17 protein-coding genes are annotated in these 19,011 nt (G+C 32.8%); 1 reads left to right on the forward strand and 16 read right to left on the reverse strand.

What is annotated here, in order from left to right; genetic code table 11:
• Positions 1 to 15 precede the first annotated feature (15 nt).
• Complete coding sequence (locus CC97_RS03115) at positions 16 to 513, forward strand: hypothetical protein (RefSeq protein ID WP_044973672.1); 498 nt, start codon at positions 16 to 18, stop codon at positions 511 to 513.
• Positions 514 to 708: 195 nt separating this feature from the next.
• On the opposite strand, the gene CC97_RS19935 is transcribed toward CC97_RS03115, so the two are convergent.
• From CC97_RS19935 to CC97_RS03195, 16 genes are all read right to left on the reverse strand, one after another.
• On the reverse strand, positions 709 to 873 hold the full coding sequence (locus tag CC97_RS19935) for a hypothetical protein (protein ID WP_156036747.1): 165 nt from the start codon (positions 871 to 873) through the stop codon (positions 709 to 711).
• Between the two features lie 36 nt (positions 874 to 909).
• Positions 910 to 2,022: a UDP-galactopyranose mutase gene (glf, locus tag CC97_RS03120; RefSeq protein ID WP_044973673.1), complete on the reverse strand. Its 1,113-nt coding sequence runs from the start codon at positions 2,020 to 2,022 to the stop codon at positions 910 to 912.
• 47 nt (positions 2,023 to 2,069) lie between these two features.
• Positions 2,070 to 3,080, reverse strand: a complete 1,011-nt coding sequence (locus CC97_RS03125; protein ID WP_044973674.1) for an acyltransferase — start codon at positions 3,078 to 3,080, stop codon at positions 2,070 to 2,072.
• Positions 3,081 to 3,202: 122 nt separating this feature from the next.
• Positions 3,203 to 4,231, reverse strand: a complete 1,029-nt coding sequence (rfbB, locus tag CC97_RS03130; RefSeq protein ID WP_044973675.1) for a dTDP-glucose 4,6-dehydratase — start codon at positions 4,229 to 4,231, stop codon at positions 3,203 to 3,205.
• A gap of 639 nt (positions 4,232 to 4,870) precedes the next feature.
• Positions 4,871 to 5,884 (reverse strand): hypothetical protein, encoded by a 1,014-nt coding sequence (locus tag CC97_RS03140; RefSeq protein ID WP_044973677.1) that lies wholly within the window; start codon positions 5,882 to 5,884, stop codon positions 4,871 to 4,873.
• Between the two features lie 442 nt (positions 5,885 to 6,326).
• Positions 6,327 to 7,544: a hypothetical protein gene (locus CC97_RS18520; RefSeq protein WP_049962655.1), complete on the reverse strand. Its 1,218-nt coding sequence runs from the start codon at positions 7,542 to 7,544 to the stop codon at positions 6,327 to 6,329.
• Positions 7,522 to 9,540 (reverse strand): AAA family ATPase, encoded by a 2,019-nt coding sequence (locus CC97_RS03150; RefSeq protein ID WP_044973678.1) that lies wholly within the window; start codon positions 9,538 to 9,540, stop codon positions 7,522 to 7,524. The genes CC97_RS18520 and CC97_RS03150 overlap by 23 nt, the downstream gene beginning before the upstream one ends.
• A gap of 583 nt (positions 9,541 to 10,123) precedes the next feature.
• On the reverse strand, positions 10,124 to 11,149 hold the full coding sequence (pseG, locus tag CC97_RS03155) for a UDP-2,4-diacetamido-2,4,6-trideoxy-beta-L-altropyranose hydrolase (RefSeq protein WP_044973679.1): 1,026 nt from the start codon (positions 11,147 to 11,149) through the stop codon (positions 10,124 to 10,126).
• Entirely contained in the window at positions 11,131 to 11,631 is a 501-nt protein-coding gene (locus CC97_RS18525; RefSeq protein WP_049962656.1) for a GNAT family N-acetyltransferase, read from the reverse strand. Before CC97_RS18525 ends, pseG begins: the two co-directional genes overlap by 19 nt.
• A complete protein-coding gene (pseI, locus tag CC97_RS03165; protein ID WP_081849958.1) occupies positions 11,624 to 12,658 on the reverse strand; it encodes a pseudaminic acid synthase in 1,035 nt (344 codons plus the stop codon). The genes CC97_RS18525 and pseI overlap by 8 nt, the downstream gene beginning before the upstream one ends.
• Before the next feature lie 5 nt (positions 12,659 to 12,663).
• The gene (gene pseF, locus CC97_RS03170; protein ID WP_044973680.1) at positions 12,664 to 13,347 is read right to left on the reverse strand and encodes a pseudaminic acid cytidylyltransferase; all 684 of its coding nucleotides are present in this window, start codon (positions 13,345 to 13,347) and stop codon (positions 12,664 to 12,666) included.
• A 3-nt stretch (positions 13,348 to 13,350) separates the two neighbouring features.
• On the reverse strand, positions 13,351 to 14,550 hold the full coding sequence (pseC, locus tag CC97_RS03175) for a UDP-4-amino-4,6-dideoxy-N-acetyl-beta-L-altrosamine transaminase (protein WP_044973681.1): 1,200 nt from the start codon (positions 14,548 to 14,550) through the stop codon (positions 13,351 to 13,353).
• 34 nt (positions 14,551 to 14,584) lie between these two features.
• On the reverse strand, positions 14,585 to 15,241 hold the full coding sequence (locus CC97_RS03180; RefSeq protein ID WP_044973682.1) for a hypothetical protein: 657 nt from the start codon (positions 15,239 to 15,241) through the stop codon (positions 14,585 to 14,587).
• A gap of 14 nt (positions 15,242 to 15,255) precedes the next feature.
• A complete protein-coding gene (locus CC97_RS03185) occupies positions 15,256 to 16,302 on the reverse strand; it encodes a polysaccharide biosynthesis protein (protein WP_044973683.1) in 1,047 nt (348 codons plus the stop codon).
• A 53-nt stretch (positions 16,303 to 16,355) separates the two neighbouring features.
• Positions 16,356 to 17,762, reverse strand: coding sequence for an oligosaccharide flippase family protein (locus tag CC97_RS03190; protein ID WP_044973684.1), 1,407 nt, complete (start codon positions 17,760 to 17,762; stop codon positions 16,356 to 16,358).
• Positions 17,755 to 18,837: a hypothetical protein gene (locus tag CC97_RS03195; protein ID WP_044973685.1), complete on the reverse strand. Its 1,083-nt coding sequence runs from the start codon at positions 18,835 to 18,837 to the stop codon at positions 17,755 to 17,757. Before CC97_RS03195 ends, CC97_RS03190 begins: the two co-directional genes overlap by 8 nt.
• Positions 18,838 to 19,011: the final 174 nt, after the last annotated feature.

Consider the following 19,011-nt stretch of genomic DNA (forward strand, 5'->3'; position numbering starts at 1 on the left):
TTATGTGATATTATAATGATAGACTACACAGCTAAAGAGATAATACAGAAAAAACTATATATTCTTATTCCGTTTTATCTTTTCAATTACGAGAAACAGTTTAAAGAATGCAATGATGATGATCCTGAAAAACTTGAAGTTATTCTTAATGACCTAAGATATCTCGAAAAAGAGCTAAACGCTCTTGTGAACAAAGGAAAACTTGATTCACTGCACCAGAAAGCCATAGAGAATTGCACAAAAGCCGTTTCAGATCAGCTTGCGCACAACTATGATAATGTAAGAAAAGGAGTTGATGACATTATGGTAGGTCCAATTTTAAATCTTGATATCTTCAGAATTCATGACGAGGCTTTTGAAGAAGGCATTGAAATAGGCAAAACAGAAGAAAAAAGAAATACTGCACTTAATTTGCTTAATACCAACGTTTCAGTTGATATTATTTCCCAATGCACCGGACTCTCTTTGGATGAAATCAATAAACTTAAGGAAAGCGTAAACAGCGAAGCATAAGCTTAGAAAATAAGTATATAATCAGTTGCGACTGTAAGGAACCAAACCCTCCTTACGGTCGCTGTTTTCTATCCCCTGCGAAGAACATCTCATCTCTCTCCAAAAAAGTAGTTGCGGCAGATATCCAGACTATCATAGGGAAAATTGAGAATTTCAGATTCTGCCGCGGTTTTATGAGTATAATTGCAAATAGCGTTAATTAGTTCTTCTGTTGAAAAGAACGTTATAAATCACTGTAATGCGCCTTTTAAATATAAGCGCAGGAGGTTCGTGCTTGGCAGCAACAGCATGTGAAACGGCGAATAAGCCGACTATAAATTCAACTATGATTATGATAGCAATAATTAACACCAATTTCATATGACTTACCTCCCAAAATTATATACATAAAAACTATTAAAGTTCTTTTTTACACAGTTCAAGAGCCGAAGCTATAACTGCGTCCATGTCGTAGTATTTATATTCACCAAGGCGACCGCCAAAAATAACATTCTTCTCAGCTTCTGCAAGCTTTTTATATTCAGCATAGAGCCCACCGTTTTTCTCGTCATTTACCGGATAGTACGGTTCATCTCCTGGTTTCCATTCAGATGAATACTCACGGCTGATAACTGTCTTCGGAAGGTCGTTGCCTTCTGTATCCTTACCAAATTCAAACCACTTGTGTTCGATGATACGTGTCCAAGGTGTTTCACGGTCAGTGTAGTTTACTGCTGCGTTTCCCTGAAAATTAGGCTTGTCAAGAAGTTCATTCTCAAAACGGACGCTGCGGTATTCAAGTGTACCAAGCTTGAAATCAAAATATGCATCGATTGGGCCGGTGTAAACCACCTTTTCAGCAAGTGAATCAAGTTCTGCCTTGTGTTCGAAATAATCTGTGTTAAGACGAACTTCTATGCCATCAAGCATATTTTCTACCATCTTGGTATAACCACCTATAGGAATACCCTGATAAAGTGCATTGAAGTAGTTGTTGTCAAAAGTTAAGCGTACCGGAAGACGCTTGATGATAAATGAAGGAAGTTCCTTGCAATCACGTTCCCACTGTTTTTCAGTATAACCCTTGATGAGTTTCTCGTAAATATCACGACCAACAAGTGAAATTGCCTGTTCTTCGAGGTTCTTAGGCTCTCCTGTAATCTCTTTACGCTGTTCAGCAATCTTAGCTGCAGCTTCCTCCGGTGTAACTACTCCCCATATTTTATTGAATGTATACATATTGAACGGCAGAGAGAAGAGTTCACCTTTGAAATTAGCTACAGGGCTATTAGTGAAACGATTAAAAGTTGCGAACTGATTAATGTAATTCCATACTTCAGTATTATTGGTATGAAAAATATGTGCGCCATACTTATGAACATTAATACCTTCAACATTTTCGGTATATACATTTCCGGCAATGTTCGGACGCTTGTCAATAACAAGAACACTTTTGCCTGCTTTTTTGGCTTCGTGAGCGAATACAGCACCGTAAAGACCAGAGCCAACTATAAGATAATTATACTTCATTATTTTTCCTTCTTTCTGATATAAAATATACAGGTCTAAATATCGCCTTATGTATTCCTATTTTTTTTACATATTAATGATATCACTACTGGTATTCCTATACTTAATAATGTATTAATAGAAATGTTCAAATAAAAATTATCTATATGTAATTTAGATAATACAACTCGATTTCCAGCTGTAAAAATACAATGAATAACATATATTTCAAGAGAATATCTTCCCAAGAAGCTTAATACTTTAACACGATAATAATCTCCATTAGAAAAAGCCAATCTAAAAATATAGATTAAAAACATACTAATTCCCAATGCAATTATCAAATTATATTTTCTTTTCCAATATGTAAAACCATTGTTATAGCCATCAATTGAAAATCCATCTCTATCCATTACCATTATAATAATAGATATGCTAAACAATATACTGGATAAAACCCGTTCTTTAGAATGATATTTTTCTTCACTTTTGCTAATAGCAATACCAAATCCAAAAAAAGCTGCATAATAAAAGATATGTTTTATTTCAAAATACCCACCTATTGTATGAGGAATATAGTTACTTAGAAAAGTAATAATAAATAATATAACTATAGTAGTTACTTTGGTAATATGTTTTATAATTCCTTTAGAAAATAATAAATATAAAATCGCCAATACATATAAATACCAATATGGGTTTATTGTTTTTAACCACAGTAACAGTAAATCTATCGGTTCTACATCTACATTTGTATGCGAAGAGCAAATAATCTTAAAAACGCCAAACAATAAACTGAATATAAAATAAATCACAACTATATTGAATAACTGTGTTTTTAAAGTTGCTTTTGATGTTCCATCTTCTTGAATATAAGCTTTAGAATAAACAAATCCACTTATTATGAAAAAAAGTGCCATGTGAAATGAATAAATAATATTGAATCCACCGCACATAAAATCTTGCTTTTCCAAAAAATATCCAGATTTTATATATCCATCAAAAATATGTCCTAATACTACTAGAATTATTGCATATCCTTTTAAACAATCTATATAATAAATCCTGTTTTTTCCCATTAATAAACCTCATAAAGATGTAACATGTTAATATTATTCCACAAAACACAATATTTTAATCTAATATAAAAACAATAAAGCAATATATTGATGTTATAAACGCAGATATCGTTTTATATTTACTATACAACTTTAAATTTGCCGTACATCTTTTCGTAGTAGTCCTGATATTCTCCTGAAATGATAGTCTCCCACCATTCCTTGTTATCAAGATACCACTTGATAGTTTTCTTGATGCCGTCTTCAAACTTTGTTTCCGGAAGCCAGCCGAGTTCATTGTGAATCTTAGTAGGATCGATAGCATAACGCATATCGTGACCCTTTCTGTCTTCAACATGAGTGATAAGAGTTTCAGGTTTACCAAGTTCCTTACAAATAAGCTTAACAATATCTATGTTCTTCATTTCGTTGTGTCCGCCTACATTGTAAACTTCTCCTACCTTACCCTTGTGGATGATAAGGTCGATAGCTCTGCAGTGATCTTCAACATAGAGCCAGTCACGAACATTAAGACCTTCACCGTAAACCGGAAGTGGCTTGTCTGCAAGTGCATTAGCGATCATAAGCGGAATGAGCTTTTCCGGGAAATGATATGGTCCGTAGTTGTTTGAACAACGTGAAATTGTTACCGGAAGACCATATGTTCTGTTATAAGCCATTACAAGAAGGTCTGCACCAGCCTTTGATGAGCTGTATGGTGAAGATGTGTGGATCGGTGTGGTTTCTGTAAAGAAAAGATCAGGTCTGTCAAGCGGAAGATCTCCGTAAACTTCATCAGTACTTACCTGATGGTAACGCTTGATACCATACTTACGGCATGCATCCATGAGAACCTGTGTACCGAGAATATTGGTCTGAAGGAATATCTCCGGATTCTCGATTGATCGGTCAACGTGTGACTCTGCTGCAGAATTTACGATTATATCAGGCTTTTCTTCTTCAAAGAGTTTGTATACTCCTTCACGGTCACAAATATCGAGCTTTACAAAACGGAAATTCGGATTATCCATTACCGGAGCAAGTGTTGAAAGGTTACCTGCATATGTAAGTTTATCCAGACAGATGATTCTGTAATCTGGATAAGTATTCAGCATGTGAAATACGAAATTTGATCCGATAAAGCCGGCACCGCCTGTTACGATAATTGTCATCATTAATTACTCCTATTACTATATAATTGACGGAAAAGCCTTGCAAGTCAGTAAGGATTTACCCGTGCTTGTTGCTTAAGCTATATTAAAAGCAGTAATCGGATTGACAAATCGCTTTCTAGGGCAAGCGCCCATTTTTAAGACAGTCATCCATGCTTTCGTTATAGCGGTTCGGTTTATGCAGGTTGTGCCACAATATGTGCGTTCGTGTCACCAAACATCGGGAAATCATGTATTGCTTACGTTATTAATACTCTTTTTCCATACATCGTAATCAAAAAATGGAACTATTAAATTCTTATGTTCTATAGAACAACCTTTATACTCAACTTTCAATTACCCATCAGATATACACATTTTCTTTCTAAGTTCAGCTTCAATTGAAATCTTGGCTTCACATCTTTGATTTTTTTCGAATTGTTTCAATGCTTCCACGCTAACTCTTTTATTGAAATTTTGATTATAGAGAATATCGGTAGCCAAAGCAATTTCATAACATTTTTCTTTCAACAGAATTATACTGATTGCAAAATACCGATTTGTTAATATCAAGATTTAGTTCTTTAATCGACTCATCATCTAAATTCACTATTTTTACAGAATAGCCGGCATTGTATAGAATCACTTTATAAGTAAATTTTAAGATAAATCAGGACATTCTATTTGTTTTCCCATAGCAGCATATATGTTTATTGCACGTATTCTTAATCTTTCATCCTTAGTGATAAACATTGAACTAACTGAACCATATAAGAGATGCTCAATATCTATTCTACTGCTTCTAATCTTTTTTTCCTTATTGTCCTTCTTAAAGCAACATATATCCATAACCTTACACAGATTATGAATAAATCCATTAATCAAATAGTAGTTATTGCAGTTACCGTTTTCTTGAATAAATCTCAAATCATATCCAGCATGTAGACTTGCTAGAATTTCATCAACCATTTCTCTATGGTCAAATAGAAAAGTATTTACATTTTCACTGTTATATAAAGAACGCAAATTTTTATTTCGGTATTTAGAATATTTTATTTCTTCAATTTCATCATCAATAACACGATTATCCTTAGCCAACTTGATATCATCTGTTCCATCAAATACTCTTCGATAACAATAAATAGGTGATTCTTGATAAATCACAAAATCTGATTCTGTAAATCTTATTTCATAATTGTTAGTAGCTTCCGAAATCAATTTAATATATCGATCCACTATTTTTTTATCAGTAAACTGACCGGTCTCCAATATATGTGCTGGGCTATACGGAATCACATAATTATGCGGAATATCATAACCAAAATCACCATTTTCAATAAACGGTATAAATACGTTTTGATCCAAATAACATATAGGAGATTTAATATTTGTAACAGTGCCTCCATTTTCTGTTTTTTGTAAGCCAAGAACATTTATCATCTTGTCTATATTATCTGTTTTTTGCATTATTAAATACTCCAATTTCATTTTATCTTTAGAGTAATGCTCATGCAAAGCTAACTCTATTAGTTGGATATATAGAATATCCTCTATATCACAAAATTCATTTTTTAATTTTATTATTTTATGATAGCTTTCCTTTAATAATCTAAAATCTCCATTTTCAATAAACTGATGAACTATGTCCTTGCATTTTTCACCTATAGAAGTCATAACAACACCTTCTCTTTATTGTATGTTATAATGCCATTCCAATCTCCGTCAGGAAACTGTCACTAGCCAACAAATTCCATCTATTATTTTCTTGCTATAACAAACTTAACAAAACAGCTGGATTTTCCCACTTCTGTCCGCACCTGTTTTCATAATCAATACCACAATTGATTAAAAACTTCAATCCGTAAGAGTAATATAATTTTTCGAAATCATTAGAATTCTTTGCTGTTTTCAAACTCGATCACTTCATCCATACTGATTCTTACGTTTATTAATAAGATTGTTGCCGGAAACAACAATAAAGAATTCTCACTCGCTGTTTATGTAAGTGTATTTTCTTTGTTATACTAAATTAGGATCCGGACAATTAAACATTTTTGATCTTTTATCCATAATTGATGATACCAGTACAGCCGTTGAAACATGTAATGATTACCTGCTATCTTTTCAAAATATCATATGCAAGCTTAGATAAAGGTCGTGTCGAATCCTGTCCCTCTCTCCAACTGTAGCCATACAAGAATAATTCAAGCTGTTTTTGTGTTATGCTTAAATCTGTATCTATAATCTTGTATACCGCATCATCCGACGCTTGGATAAAAGTTTCAGACTCAAAATCTTCAAATATATTTTTCAGTCCCTTTAAATATTCGCCGTCATCAAAAATGCGTCTCTTAAGCATAAATTCACTTACAACGCCCTTATGTATTTGATAAACATCCTCGATATGGAACAATTCATTACTTCTTTTTATACGTTCTTCCTTTTGATAATCAGAACATGGACTATGTATTTCTAAGGTTAATTTTAAATCTTTTTCATTTTCTCCAAGCCAGACTTCCAGCAATTTTTGGTGATCATTTTGAGGCGTTATTGTACTAGCCTTAAAAACAGCTGAATCATCAAAGGATTCGGTATATGGGTAAATAGGTCTGATTCCATTATCGTCCAGAAAGCTCGATAATTTCATTCGAGAATTGCACACCTGGCAACTGGGAACAAAATTAAATAAGCTAAGTGAAAAAAGTGGATACTCACTTTTAGGATAAAAATGATCTAAGTCCGCAGTTGTCTTTTTTCGTTTCTTTGTACCTTTAGTTTTTTTCATATCTTCCCACGAAGTAATATATTGCCTGTTGCAATACGGACACACTGTAATATTCAGTGATGTCATAAGATCATCACGAAAAGACTTTTCATATTTAGTGTAATTGAATACTTTACTATACGGATTTTGCAGAATTCTCTCCCTTAAAAGTGATGTAAATCTGTTATTCGGATTTATGATGGTAGGATATTTTAAAGGATAATTCGGAAATGTATTCTCATATAAAGCAAATTCGCCTTTCAGAAAATCATACAAATTCTTTCCTGAGTTTTTATACTTTGAAGGTGTTATGTTATCGAGTATTTTCAATATCATATTACATCGAGTAATATAGCCACTCAAAGCAGGTGATTTTTCAATATCCGAATACTCAAGCTTCAAGAAAGCTCTTATTTTTTCTTCTGATACCACACCATTTTCTTTAAACAATGCAGCAATATCTGCTGAAAAATTACTAATCTCATTTTCAAGATCAGATTTTATTTTTGATGCTATTTTTTCGGCATATTCATTTTGTGTTTCAGTATCAAACCATTGTATTTTTATCATTTAGGCTCACCTTCTGATAAATACGCTTTTCTAGCCTCTCTTTTTTTTGATCACATTCATTAACCATATCCCTTATTTTCTTTAATTGATTTATTTTTTCTTCTAATCTAACTATTTCATCATCAACAGACTGGGTGTTATTATAAATAGCATCAAACTTTGATTGAAATCTTTCTCTAAGAAAATCATCACCAATTAAATTTATTCTTTTTTGTAAATCTTCTTTCTCTCCATTCCCCTTCAATATTTCTTCTAGCAGATCTTCGAGTTTTGATTTTGCAAACGCTCCAATTGCACCTTTATCAAGGAAGAATGCATTATTATACAGCTTAAATATGTTTGACCCAAATGTTTCTGGTTGGTTCTCATATATAGTCTTTTTATCATCAAAATCATCATAGCTGAGATATAGAACATTCTGCTTAGGAATATCAGATAGCATGATTGGAGAGTGAGTTGTCATTATTACATGAATATTACTGCCTGTAAAAGCAAGTTTGATAAACTTTAGTAATTCATTTATCATATTTCTTTGCCATTCCGGGTGAAGAGATACTTCTACTTCATCAAGTAATAAAACTACATTCTCTTCCTCTTTCGTATATTCTTGCCCATTGGCATCTAAAGAAACACTAACATCATTATCGGGCAAATAGTATTCTTTTTTTTCATCCTGCGAATATCTGATTTTCAGTAAACTATTCAGACGTGAAAAAATATTTAGCAAACAAGTCTCTCCTGATGACAAATCCCATGAAAAGCTAATAAAGCTATAAAAATCAGCTGCCTGTTTATAATGCTGAAAAAATTCTTTTATATTTGTTTTTAAATCAGTTTCTATATCTATGTTATTTTCTGTTGGAATATAAAAGTCTTGCCCAAATTTAAGCGAAGCAAAAACATTTTTGCTTTCTGAAAATATACATTTATAATCTATATAATCCGCAAAATCCATATATCTGTCTAAAAGCGGAATTTTTAACATTGAATTTTGTCCTACTTTAAACACAAGTTGTCGAAAATTGTTCCAAGCACTGCCCGTTGAACATTCTTTCATCAGTTTAATGAACAGATGAAAATCATAAGTTATCGAATCAAAAACCGTATGTAAAATCATATTTATCATACTTAAAAACATTGATTCAGCTAATTTGTCTTTAAAATAAGATACACCTCTCGAGGTATTATGCTGCGGAAGAAATTTAGAATAATATTGATCAAATTTCTTTACATCCACTTCATATTCCTGAACATACTTATGCCATATTTTTATATCATTCAATAATACAGCTTTAACAACCGGTGTATATCGTATATTAAAGTTTTCAACCAGTTGTCCATATTCTATAATTAAATTAATTTGGTTTTCAAATTCTTTTAAAAAATATCTATTTACATTATCTCCTGACTTTCCTAGAAATTCATAATACAACAGAAATGAAGTCGCCAACTCATCTTTCTCCATAGGTTGAGTATACTGTGATTGAACAAGCTGTTCTGATAAATATATATATCTTGCTTTGGCATTATCGAAATGCTCGCAATTTTTTACTATATTTGATTTATAATTATCTATAAGTTTTTTGCCGTTATACTGTATTTTATTTTCTTGATTGAATAACTCAAGTTTTTCGTAATCAGTTGTTATACAATGATTTTCATTATTCCCATTCGCTAAAATGTACCATCCCTTATAGCTTTTATCCTCTTTATCAAAGAAAATAGCGATGCAATTAAGATCCACTCCACCATATTCTTTAGCAAATATTCGTTTTATAGCGCGTAAGAGAGTTGTTTTACCAATACCATTTTGACCAACTATACATGTTAATTCAATATCAGTACCAAAAAAATCACCATAATAATCATTCTCTACAGCTATAATCTTTTGTTTTTCCTGATCATAATGAAATCTGATACGATTAGTAAAATTGAATTCCTGATTTTTAATACACTTATATTTTTCAATCCACAAATACTGTAATGTTTGTCTCATTTTTCTCAACATCCCTCAACCTATAAATCACGACAATATTCACTTTATCATCTTAAATATAATAGATTATTGTATTTAGCTATTCTAAACTTAACTGATGCTAACCAAATCATAAAAAGGCAAATTGCAATACAGCCCGAGCAGATACAAACAATGCTGTTTTTTTCACTTATATGCCATGATTTTTATTACAACCTTTTTCACTACAGTCTCTTTATTAACACTAACCCTGGCATATGAGCATGTTTCGGATATAAAACAACATAACTACCGCTTCCAAGAACCATTTTCATCACATTTGATGTATTATCTGAAGCCACCCATAAAGCAGCATCCAAATCCTCATCATAAGCTGAATCAAGCGAAAGATTATCACATTAACTGACTTCGATTTTTTCCATGCCTTAAATCATTAAATGCGCATCAACATAATTCCTACAATATTCAGTTTAGGATTTTTGATTATACACTTCTGAACAGTACAATATGAGTTTCCTTATATATCACTTTACAACTAAGTCAATAAAAATTCTCTTTAATATGAAACGACTAAAACAGAAAAACTATGCCTCATGTATTTCTCTTATTTCAGTAATTTCTCAATTATTCTTTCAACGCCATTTCCATCAACTAGAGAATGCATTCTATTAGACATTGTCTTTCTTAACTCCATATCTTCAACGAGATTGCATAAAGCCTTTTCTACCCTACTAATAAACGAATCATCATTCCGACAATCTCCAACACTAAGCATTATTTCTTTATTAGAAAACTGTTCTGCCGCCATAAGCTGGTTATCAGCCAATGTATATGTTATAGTAGGTATACCGCAAGCGCATAATTCATAAAGAGTTGTACCTGCAGCAGAAATAGCAATATCACATTTATTCATCAGCGCTGACATATTCTTCTCGTTTATATGTAAAACTATATTTGCCTTATTTTGAGAAATATTTTTTATAGTGTCAAGTCGCGGATTCAATGCACCAACAATAAAATGAAAATCAATATCAGGATAATTATCACATACATTATTCATTAATCTCTCAGTAATCTTCTGAGGATCTGAGCCTCCAGCTGAAACCATAACATCTGTTACTTTTTTTATATTATGCGGTGGATAGCTTTTAAACTCATCACGAAGAGGCGCATATTTTGGACTTAAAATTAACTCTGTTCTTGTATCATTGTATATGGAATAATCCAATGACTGAGAATAAATATTGTAATTAATCAGTGTGTCAACATTCCACATTTCTTTATTAAAGTCATCTATATAGACCACCTTAACAACGTTAGAAATTTCAGAAAAATACTTCTGTGTCACAAAATAACTATCAACTACTAAAATAGACGGATGCATTTGAGATAAATGATATTTGATAATGTCAATCTCATCATCCATCGCTTTCCAGTTGCTTTCGAGGCACAAACTTTGGAACCCGTTTTGTTTGATTAATTCATCACCATTATGGTCGGCTGTTATAAACAATACTTTCTCGCCTTTAGCGTTGAATCCTTTTGCGATAGACAGACATCGCATTACATGACCAGTTCCTATTTCTTTATTAGCATCAGCACGAAATAAAATCATCTTTTTAATTCCCATATCACAAAATCACCATTGCTTGATGATTTTGAAAAATTAAGTCTTTCTATTAGTTTTAATGAAGCATCATTATTTTTATGAATCTCCGCTATAACTTTATCACATTTCCATTCATCAAAACAAAAATGTATTAAACGCTTAACAGCCTCGCTGGCATATCCCTTTTTATAAAAACTACTTGAAAGTATATAGCTTATCTCAGCACTTTTTTCTTCCAAACTAACACGTTTGACTCCAAAAATGCCTACTCTTTCGCCTTCAGGATTTCTAGCAATCCAGTCAAATCTATCCGAATTATAAATATAGCTATTTTTAAACCAGTTCAGGTGCTCCTCAATAGTTATCTCATGAACGCTAATAAAAAATTTATATACTTCGGGATCATTTCTTACAGAAACGACAAAATCAGCATCATCTTCTGTCATATCCGTAAATCTAAGCCGCTCAGAAAACAATTCAGGAGCATGTATTATTTCACTCATCAAACATCTCCATTGACAATGCTGTACCGAACGGAATATCAGTTTTAGCCTTTTTACCTAATATATTATTCATATATTTAGGCGGAAGTCCGCATGATGGTCTAATACTACGTACATTATTTTCCGATATTACATCACCTATACAAATATCCTTTACAGCATAAAGGCTTCTGCGGAACTTCAGATTATCCTTCTCACCTGATGACGGACCATAATTAACATCACCGATAATTGATTTAGTATCACGAACTGCTTTGACCATTGCTTCAAATTCAGACATTGACATACTGAATTTACTGTCAGCACTTTCAACGCCTTCGAGCTTAACGTGCTTTTCAACAACACATGCGCCCTGTGCAACAGCTACTACAGCAGCAATATGACCAGCACTATGATCAGAAAGTCCGACATTTACACCAAACCTTTTTATCATATCAGGAATATTCGCTATATGCATATCATTCCAGTTAGCCGGATATTCACTGCAGCATTTCAACAGTACGATCTGATCATTACCCTGACGCTTACAAGCGTCTACCGCATCCTGAATTTCTTCAGCAGATGCCATACCACATGACATAATCATTGGTTTACCTTTTGAAGCTGCATATTCAATAAGCGGAATATCTACAAGTTCGAAACTAGCAATTTTATATGCTTCACACCCGATTTCATCAAGGAAATCAACGGCATGATTATCAAACGGTGTAGATAAAAAATCCATTCCGTAATTTTCGCACTCATCTTTTATTGGTTTATGCCATTCATAAGGGGTTCCAGCTTCAGTATACAGATCGTAAAGCTTATAGCCATCCCAGAGGCCTCCATGAATCAGAAAATCTTCTTTATCACAGTCAATTGTTATACTATCTGCAGTATAAGTCTGAATTTTCAGGCAATCTGCTCCTGTTTTGGCAGCCTGACGTACTATTTCAAGAGCAGTATCAAGACTTCCGCCATGATTTGCACTCATTTCCGCAATTACATAAACTTCATTATTCTTAATTTTATCGAACAAACGGAACACCGTCTTCACCTCTTTAAAAGTACCTTGTATTTAGCTTCTGCAATTTCCCAGTCTGACATTGTATCAATATCCTGAACCTCTTCTTCAGGCATAATATACGGTTTTGTATTAGGTAAAATCATCGAATGGTATTTGTTAAAAGCCTCTACTGAACACATGTAAAACTGCCCACAATCATGATAAATTGGTTCAAGATCCTGACTACGACTTTTTTCATACTCAGGATACTGATATGCAACTTTCTCATTACGAATAACAAAAGCTCTCTGTGGAGGAAAACTATATCTTACGACAGAAACTACTCCATCAGCGTTTTTTAATAACTTTTCAGCTTCAGCCAGTCTCACACCAGTAACAAACGGAGCAGTAGGATAAATACATGCAAAATTATCAAATGCTTTACCTGTATTTTTATACTGTTCTAAAACTTCAGCAATTACATCAGCTGTAGTAGCATAATCGTTACTGGTTTCTTCAGAACGAAGGAAAGGCACACTTGCTCCGTATTGTTTAGCAATAGATGCTATCTCTTCGCTATCAGTTGAAACCATTACTTCATCAAATACTTTGCTGTTTAAAGCAGCTTCAATACTGTAAGCTATAATAGGTTTTCCGCAGAATTCTTTAATGTTCTTCTTAGGAATTCTTTTACTGCCACCACGAGCTGTAATAATTGCTACTGTACTCATTTGTTACGCTTCTTTCTTATAATAATTTATAACTTTCTTTACTGCCGTAATTACACTTTCCTGCTGTTCATCTGTTAAACTATAATACAGAGGAATAGAAATCATGCGTTCATATAATTTTTCAGCATTCGGACATATTCCCATCTTGTATCCAATTGACTTATAATAAGGGAACGAATATACCGGTATATAATGAACATTAACACCTACGCCCTCGGCCTGTAATGCTTCAAATACTTCCTTACGAGTACACTTCAGTTTATCAAGATCAAACTGAATAACATACAAGTGACGAACTGTATCAGATTCAGGTATTTCCTTCTGTACTATAATCTCTGGAACTTCAGCAAAAGCAGCATCATAACGCTTTACAAGTTCTTTTCTTCTCTTTCCGAACATATCAAGTTTGTCAAGCTGGCTTGATAACAATGCTGCCTGCATATCTGTCATACGATAATTATAACCAAGATCAATCTGCTGATAATACCAGCCACCTTCAGAAGGCTTATCCATCCATTCTTGAACACGAGTTATTCCATGTGTACGGAAAAGAACAAGTTTTTTATAGAGTTCGTAATCATTAGTTGTAACCGCACCGCCTTCTCCGGCTGTACATGTTTTAACAGGATGAAAACTGAATTCTGTCATATCAGCGATACTTCCTACTGCTTTTCCATTATACTTTGTTCCTAATGAATGAGCTGCATCTTCAATCAGAATTAAGTTATGACGATCACATATTTCTCTAATGCGGTCAAGCTGTACAGCCTGGCCTGTATAATCAACAGCAACTACAGCTTTTGTTCTTTCAGTGATACACTTTTCTATACTATCAGGATCAATATTATATGTATCCGGATCGATATCCGCAAAAACAGGTTTAGCTCCTAAATATAATGCACAGTTCGCAGAAGCTGCAAATGTAATAGGTGTAGTTATAACTTCATCACCTTTACCTATTCCTGCTGCAAATATACAAGCATGAAGCGCAGCTGTACCATTAGCAATGAGCACAGCATATTTTGCGCCTGTGATCTCACAAAGTTTTTTCTCTGCTTCTTCTATCTTTGGACCGCAAGTAAGGTAATCGCTTTTTAATACATCAACAACAGCCTGAATATCATTATCATCAATATACTGATGACCGTAACCAATTTTCTTTGACAAAACTGGTTTACCACCAAAAACAGCTAATTCTTCCACAAAAATACTTCCTTTCATCAATAATGCTATTCGATTATTTATTTGGAGTAATTATTAACTCCGGACTCTTTCCGGATACAATTGAATTATCAGGAACATCCTGATCCTTAATAATAGTTCCTGCAGTAATCAAGCAATTATTACCGATATGTGAATTGCCAAGTATCTTACTGCCTGAAAGCATGGTTACATTAGTACCGATTACAGGATAGATCTCATTAATATTACCTACTGAGCAGCCCTGAGTAAATGAGAAATAGTCACCATATTTAGCTCTACCCATAAAGCTTCCTGTAGGATGATCAAAGCAGAATATTTCAGGCATATCTACTTCATAATATAAATCACAACCTGAAACAGTTTTAGACTGGCCATATATTTTATCGCAAACAACTCTGGCTGCTTCAGGCTTTTCTTTTTCATACTTATAAATTGTATTAGCGGTTAAATACAGAAAAAGAAGCCACTGACAAGTATGTAACGGATCGAAATAAGCTTCCTTGACACCCGCTTCATTAATCCTGTAGTAATACTTATTATCTATCTGAGAAATTGTTTTTTCAAATCTCTCAAGTACCATCGGTAAATGACGAGAAACTAGCATTTCATCATCAATAGATTTAAAAAAGTTATTGCTGATCTGATTAAGTAACATGTCTTTTACGTTACGTAATGGAAATCTGAATATCATAAACTTCCCCTCCCTTAATTATGCCTAATACCGTTAAGTTCTTCTTTAACGTAATCTGTTGTAAGAATCTTGTTAATAGTGCCTTCAACATCCAAACGAACTGTATTATGACTTGTATATGATTCATCAGCCATAGTCTGAACATTGCCATTAACTATGTCTTTATCATAGTTTAAATCTCGGCTGTCAGCTGCAACTCTGAAATAGCCGCCCATATCTTCAGCACGAAGTCTCTCTTCACATGTCATAAGAGTTTCATAAAGCTTTTCACCGTGACGAGTTCCTATAATGTTTGTTCCAGTATCCCCGAATAATTTCTGTACAGCCTTAGCCAAATCTCCGATTGTACTCGCGTCAGCTTTCTGTATGAAAAGGTCTCCAGGATTAGCGTGTTCAAAAGCAAACTTAACAAGATCAACAGCCTCATCAAGATTCATTAAAAAGCGAGTCATGTTAGGATCAGTAATAGTAATCGGATTACCAGCATGAATCTGATCAATAAACAGCGGTATTACCGATCCTCTTGAACACATAACATTACCGTATCTTGTACAGCAGATAACAGTGCCGCCTCTTTCTCTTGCTACACGGGCATTTGCAAAAATTACATGTTCCATCATTGCTTTTGAAATACCCATTGAATTAATTGGATAAGCCGCCTTATCAGTAGAAAGACATACAACTCTTTTTACTCCAGCTTCTACTGCAGCATGCAAAACATTATCAGTACCGATAATGTTAGTTCTTACAGCCTCCATAGGGAAAAACTCACATGATGGAACCTGTTTTAATGCAGCAGCATGGAATATGTAATCAACGCCATGCATAGCATCTTTTACAGACTGAATATTTCTTACATCACCTACGTAAAACTTAACCTTTTTAGCAGTTTCAGCATTTCTTGCCTGTAACAGATGTCTCATATCATCCTGCTTTTTCTCGTCACGAGAGAAAATACGGATTTCTCCGATATCTGTTTCTAAAAAATGTTTAAGTACAGTGTTTCCGAATGATCCAGTTCCTCCTGTGATCATTAAAGTTGAACCATTAAAAGCTGACAAAACAATTTCCTCCAATTCTTTTTTACTTTTTAAATAGAATTAAAATCAAATAATTAAGCTTTCTTTTTCAGAAGTCTCATTATGATATCTTTATTCTTAACTATAAAAAACAGCAAAGTAATGCAATACAAAACAACGATTGAATATCGTAATATAGTATTTCTATACAATAAATTAACAAGTACTGTAATAACAGAAGCAACACCTACAATACCAATAATATATTTGTTAGCGTATACTTTACTGTACCCAATAGTACGAACTAAAATCATATGAATAATAAATAACCATAAAAAGCTAATCAATGTTGTATATGCCGCTGCGATATAACCATATTTAGGAATCAAAAGATAATTCAATACATAATTCAGCATCGCTGCTGAAACACTTGCAATTGCCATACCAACTGTTTTCTTTTGATACTGCTCAACATTCACATACATAGTATAGATAAACTGGCAGACACAACCTAACATAACCGGTGGCATTACGTACTGTGCTTCCATATACGACTTACCACCCATAATCATCATAATATCAGGTGATATAAGCATTATTCCAACTGCAAGAGATAAGAAAATAAGAACATATTTTTTAGAAAAAGTTCGTATATCCGTATATGCTTTTTCGTGAAGCTTCTCACCTAACCATGGCGAATAAGCTGTATTCAGAGATGTAACAAGAATGGTTACTACTGAACTACACTGATATGCTATTGAATATAACGCATTCTCCTCTTCTCCCCTGATATCTGTTATCATCATCTTATCAAGTGAATTCAGAAAAGTCATAGATAAAAGATGAGGTATAAAAGGCAAGCATATTGGCAATGCATACCTGATATATTCAACTTTTATTTTATTCCCAGCTTTAAAAAGTAAGATAACTAAGAAGCATCCTATTATTATCGTCGGAATTGCACTTCCCCATACTCTACCAGCTAACTTATTGCTCATGAAAACAACAAGTAAAACTGAAATAAGAGCTGTTCCTATAGCTATCAGGCTACTGATAAGAACAGATTTCTTATACCCGAATCTATATCGTTCTTTTGTTTGATATAAATTGACTGCAGGTAGGAAGAACAAATACATGCACATACAATTGATATACACTATATCTAAATGCATTTTAGTAACAAATAAAGATGAGAATAAATTGAAAATAATCAACCAAGCAATCGATGAACAACCACTGAATAAAAACATAGTGCTTACATAAGAATCAAACTCTTTTTCAAAATCGAATTTTGCACTTATAAAAGTACTTTCCAGATTAAATGTTATTAAAATAATAAAAACGGCAAGCCAGGAAGTATAATTTCCAAATGCACCTACATCTGATTTACTTAATAACCTCGTAAAAATTGGAGTTGTTATTATCCCAATACTTTTGGTTAAGAAATTTGCAGTAGTATACCAAATCCCAGATTTCAGCGCTTCACTACTATTGTTATCCATTTATGATCCTCATACATTCATTAATAGCCGAATCAAAATCACTAACTTCTTCTATTTCAATTATTTTAGAAGGATTTGTATAACTTTCTCGTAATTTTTTCACAAAGCAATCCATATTTACGAGTTGTGTGTCGCTAAAAATATCTCTATACAATTTATGCATAAAGACAACACATGGTTCTTTGTTAAATAGAAGTTTTGATACTACTTGAGCAGTAGAAAAAATACCGATTAATATATGATTATCCGATATTTTATTCATTGATGTTAATTCCCAAAGATTCACACCTTTATCTATACTTGCAAAATTAAAAATCTGCGGATTAACTTCTCTAGGATGTAATCGTACAATACAATCTTCAGAATAATTCTCAAGAACTTTAGTTATTCTTTCTTCCTGAAGTTTATTACCAAAGTCCTGACTTGGAGTAGCAAAATATATAATTTTCTTCTCGTATAGTTTGTCATCAAAATAGTTAAACACTTGTTCTACTGTAGCAATTATTTCTTTATCATTTGAAATTTTAATTTTATTTATTTTTATATTATAATCAAGCTTAGTAATTAATTTTGGAGAATACAAGTATATATCTTTATATTCAAATCGATTTACATTTCTAAAACATAATTTATAACATAATTTTCTTTTTAGAGATATATTTTGAATACCTATATTTCCAGTATAACTTCCAATACCATCATCAAAATATATCACATCAGCGCTCCTGTTATCAGCAACTATCGCCATAGCGAAATATGTTGTGGATGAAATGAAAATCTTATCATAAGTATTCGGAGTTATACTTTTACCAACTAAATACTGAATATACTTATTAGGAAAAAAAAGCTCATTAATTTTATTTTCAAAATTCATCTTATCGATTTTATAAGAAAATACATTATTAAACAATCTTGTTTTTTTAACATTTTCAACTATAATCGAGGCATTCACGAATACCTCACCAATAAATACATCTACAATATGATTATCTGAAATCATACTTTTTAATTGAATAGCACTAAATACTTGAAAAGGGGTTTCACATATTATACATACTCGTTTTTGTTTATTCATTTTTTTTTATGTCCTAACATCTATTAATAGTCTTGTTGAAATATCATTATCTGTTCTTTGTGCAAAGAATACTGTTAGCGGAATTAAAAAATAAAACATTGAAAAATCTAAAGTGTCTACCAATGCTGCAAAAAAGATTGTAATGACTCCAGCAAACATTATTGAATTAATAAC

The sequence above is a fragment of the Ruminococcus sp. HUN007 genome, assembly GCF_000712055.1.
GTDB lineage: Bacteria > Bacillota > Clostridia > Oscillospirales > Ruminococcaceae > HUN007.

Excerpts from the sequence above, each read along its gene's own strand:
- CC97_RS03115 (WP_044973672.1), top strand. The coding sequence starts at position 16 with ATGATAGACTACACAGCTAAAGAGATAATACAGAAAAAACTATATATT.
- CC97_RS19935 (WP_156036747.1), bottom strand. The coding sequence starts at position 873 with ATGAAATTGGTGTTAATTATTGCTATCATAATCATAGTTGAATTTATA.
- glf (WP_044973673.1), bottom strand. The coding sequence starts at position 2,022 with ATGAAGTATAATTATCTTATAGTTGGCTCTGGTCTTTACGGTGCTGTA.
- CC97_RS03125 (WP_044973674.1), bottom strand. The coding sequence starts at position 3,080 with ATGGGAAAAAACAGGATTTATTATATAGATTGTTTAAAAGGATATGCA.
- rfbB (WP_044973675.1), bottom strand. The coding sequence starts at position 4,231 with ATGACAATTATCGTAACAGGCGGTGCCGGCTTTATCGGATCAAATTTC.
- CC97_RS03140 (WP_044973677.1), bottom strand. The coding sequence starts at position 5,884 with ATGACTTCTATAGGTGAAAAATGCAAGGACATAGTTCATCAGTTTATT.
- CC97_RS18520 (WP_049962655.1), bottom strand. The coding sequence starts at position 7,544 with ATGATAAAAATACAATGGTTTGATACTGAAACACAAAATGAATATGCC.
- CC97_RS03150 (WP_044973678.1), bottom strand. The coding sequence starts at position 9,540 with ATGAGACAAACATTACAGTATTTGTGGATTGAAAAATATAAGTGTATT.
- pseG (WP_044973679.1), bottom strand. The coding sequence starts at position 11,149 with ATGGGAATTAAAAAGATGATTTTATTTCGTGCTGATGCTAATAAAGAA.
- CC97_RS18525 (WP_049962656.1), bottom strand. The coding sequence starts at position 11,631 with ATGAGTGAAATAATACATGCTCCTGAATTGTTTTCTGAGCGGCTTAGA.
- pseF (WP_044973680.1), bottom strand. The coding sequence starts at position 13,347 with ATGAGTACAGTAGCAATTATTACAGCTCGTGGTGGCAGTAAAAGAATT.
- CC97_RS03180 (WP_044973682.1), bottom strand. The coding sequence starts at position 15,241 with ATGATATTCAGATTTCCATTACGTAACGTAAAAGACATGTTACTTAAT.
- CC97_RS03190 (WP_044973684.1), bottom strand. The coding sequence starts at position 17,762 with ATGGATAACAATAGTAGTGAAGCGCTGAAATCTGGGATTTGGTATACT.
- CC97_RS03195 (WP_044973685.1), bottom strand. The coding sequence starts at position 18,837 with ATGAATAAACAAAAACGAGTATGTATAATATGTGAAACCCCTTTTCAA.